This window comes from Mesorhizobium sp. (assembly GCF_024509055.1).
GTDB lineage: Bacteria > Pseudomonadota > Alphaproteobacteria > Rhizobiales > Rhizobiaceae > Mesorhizobium.
The window spans coordinates 1-2,463 of the sequence record NZ_JANINM010000262.1 but is presented as its reverse complement, the minus strand read 5'-3'; the positions used below and the strand labels follow the sequence as shown (position 1 = coordinate 2,463).

Annotated in this window: 3 protein-coding genes; 2 read left to right on the top strand and 1 reads right to left on the bottom strand. The window is 62.6% G+C overall.

Features of this window, described 5'->3' with window-relative positions:
- A partial coding sequence (locus Q0L57_RS12635) for an FAD/NAD(P)-binding oxidoreductase (protein WP_296743108.1) occupies window positions 1-490 on the bottom strand: 490 nt, incomplete at its 3' end.
- An 83-nt stretch (window positions 491-573) separates the two neighbouring features.
- On the opposite strand from Q0L57_RS12635, the gene blh reads away from it, so the two are divergent.
- Window positions 574-1,887 (top strand): bifunctional sulfur transferase/dioxygenase Blh, encoded by a 1,314-nt coding sequence (gene blh / locus Q0L57_RS12630; protein WP_296743107.1) that lies wholly within the window; start codon window positions 574-576, stop codon window positions 1,885-1,887.
- Window positions 1,887-2,330 carry a hypothetical protein gene (locus Q0L57_RS34250; RefSeq protein ID WP_366940899.1) on the top strand — a complete coding sequence of 148 codons (444 nt, stop codon included), beginning with the start codon at window positions 1,887-1,889 and terminating at the stop codon, window positions 2,328-2,330. Before blh ends, Q0L57_RS34250 begins: the two co-directional genes overlap by 1 nt.
- The last annotated feature ends 133 nt before the right edge of the window (window positions 2,331-2,463 follow it).

Below are 2,463 nucleotides of genomic sequence, written 5' to 3'. Positions count from 1 at the left end.
GGGCCGTGCCGCCCCGGAAGTCCTGGATCAGCCGCCAGGTGTATTCAGCGGTGTCAGCGCGGTAGTTGCTGCACACGCCGTTGTGTCCGAGCGTCTCGTTCAGCCCCGCGATTGCATCCCAATCGATCTTCAGGCCCGGGCAAGCGACCAAATAGTCGTAACCGACGGCGCGACCATCGCTCAGTCGCATAAGATTGTTATCGGGGTCGAATGCGATGACCGCCGCCTTGATCCACGTGACGCCGCTCGGGATCAGCGAGCGTTCCTCGCGCGCGGTCTGCTGGCGCGTAAACACACCCGCACCGACCAATGTCCAACCCGGTTGATAGGAATGCGTCTCTGCCGGCTCGACGATCGCAACGTCGAGCTTGCCATCACGCCTCTTCAACTCTGCCGCCACCGTGATTCCGGCTGCTCCACCACCAACGATGACGATCCGATGCTTCAGAACGGGTTCAGGGACGAGGGGCTTGCGGACGGCAGCTTCCATGAGGCTTCTCCCACTTGCGGTTCTTCATATCTAATTATACGTAATTATGTAATTGATAACACCGACGGTCAAGGAACGGTTCCATGAAGCCCATTCCGGTCACGGAGAAGTTTTCGGTCGTGGGGCAACTCCAGCCCGGGGATTTCGCGGAGCTCAGGCGCCTTGGCTTCAGGACCGTCATCAATAATCGCCCGGACGGCGAGGAGGCTTCGCAGCCGGGGACCTCTGCGGAGGCCGCGGCTGCAAAGGCGGCAGGGCTCGACTATGTCTTCATTCCCGTTACCAGCACGTCGATGACGAAGGATGACGTCCGCCGCTTCGGCGAGGCGATTGTCGCATCCGACGGCCCGGTGATCGCGCATTGCCGTTCCGGCGCGCGCGCCTTTTACATGTGGGTGCTGGCGGGCAACGCCGACATCGCAGGCTTCAGCGACGACAGGCTCGTCTCGACCGCGACCAGGATCGGCATCGCACCGGATGCCGCGCGCAGTTGGCTGGCCGCGAACCGTCCCACGCGCCAAGCCCAGACGAAGCCCAAGGTGAAAGGCTTCTACGAGCCGCGCACTGGCAGCATCCAGTATGTCGTCAGCGATCCGGCGACGCGCAAATGCGTCGTCATCGATCCGGTGCTCGACTACGACGAGAAATCAGGGTCGACGAAAACCGAGCAGGCAGACAAGATTCTCGCCTACATCTCCAGCGAGGGGCTTTCGCTCGAGTGGATTCTCGATACCCACCCGCATGCCGATCACTTTTCGGCCGCGCAATATCTAAAAGACAAGACCTGCGCCCCGACCGCGATCGGTGCGCAGGTCCTCGACGTGCAGGCGCTCTGGAAGGACATCTACAACTGGCCGGACTTCCCCGCCGACGGACGCCAGTGGGATCGCCTGTTCAATGACGGTGATACTTTCAAGGTCGGTTCTCTCGACGCGAAGGTGATATTCTCGCCCGGGCACACGCTGGCCTCCATTACATACGTGATCGGCGACGCAGCGTTTGTCCACGATACGCTGTTCATGCCCGACTCAGGCACCGCCCGCGCCGACTTTCCAGGCGGTAGCGCAAAGGTCCTCTGGAAATCCATTCAGAACATTCTTGCACTACCCGATGCGACGCGCGTCTTCACCGGTCACGATTACCAGCCCGGCGGCCGTGCGCCGTTGTGGGAGAGCACCGTCGCCGAGCAGAAGCGCTGCAATCCGCACGTCGCCGGACAGACCGAGGAAAGCTTCATCGCGCTGCGCGAGGCACGCGACGCCACGCTACCGATGCCCAAGCTGATTCTCTCTGCGCTTCAGGTGAACATCAACGGCGGCCGCCTTCCGGAGCCCGAAGGCAATGGCAAGCGCTACTTGAAGATCCCGCTCAATGCGCTGGCGGCGGCCGCATGGTGATGGAGGCCCGTCTTGCTCCCGCACTTGGCGGCGCGCTGATTGGTCTGTCCGCCGGTCTACTGATGCTGCCGATAGGCCGCATTGCCGGTATTGGCGGCATCGTCGGCAGGATCCTTTGCACGAACGCTGAGCGCTTCGGTCAGGACGTCGCCGGTGACCTTCGTCATCGCCATGTTCGTCGGGATGGTCTCCATGATCGCATCGTCGCAGCGAGAGGATATGCCGGGATGCTGCATTTTCTCGCGCCCGCGCGGCTGTCCGGCGGACTGGTCAGCTTCTCGCTCGGCCTGATCGACAGCGGCGGATCGATTCTTGCGACGCCGCTGTTGCCAGCCCTGCATCGCCTACCATACCGAAGGCGCGGTCAAGGCTGGCGCCTTCCCGCGAAGAGATCGGCGAGACGCTGGCGATGGCGGTCTACATGGGCGTCGGCCCTTCGGTGAGGTACGCAGCGCATACCCTCGAGGCCTTCGACCAGCACGCTGCCGAAGCACCGGGTTAGACGACGCTACAAGCGCACACGCGCGAAATTTGCTGCACCGTGCACCACGCCGTTACGCTCTGGCCTGGAAGCTG

Excerpts from the sequence above, each read along its gene's own strand:
- Q0L57_RS34250 (WP_366940899.1), top strand. The coding sequence starts at position 1,887 with ATGGAGGCCCGTCTTGCTCCCGCACTTGGCGGCGCGCTGATTGGTCTG.
- blh (WP_296743107.1), top strand. The coding sequence starts at position 574 with ATGAAGCCCATTCCGGTCACGGAGAAGTTTTCGGTCGTGGGGCAACTC.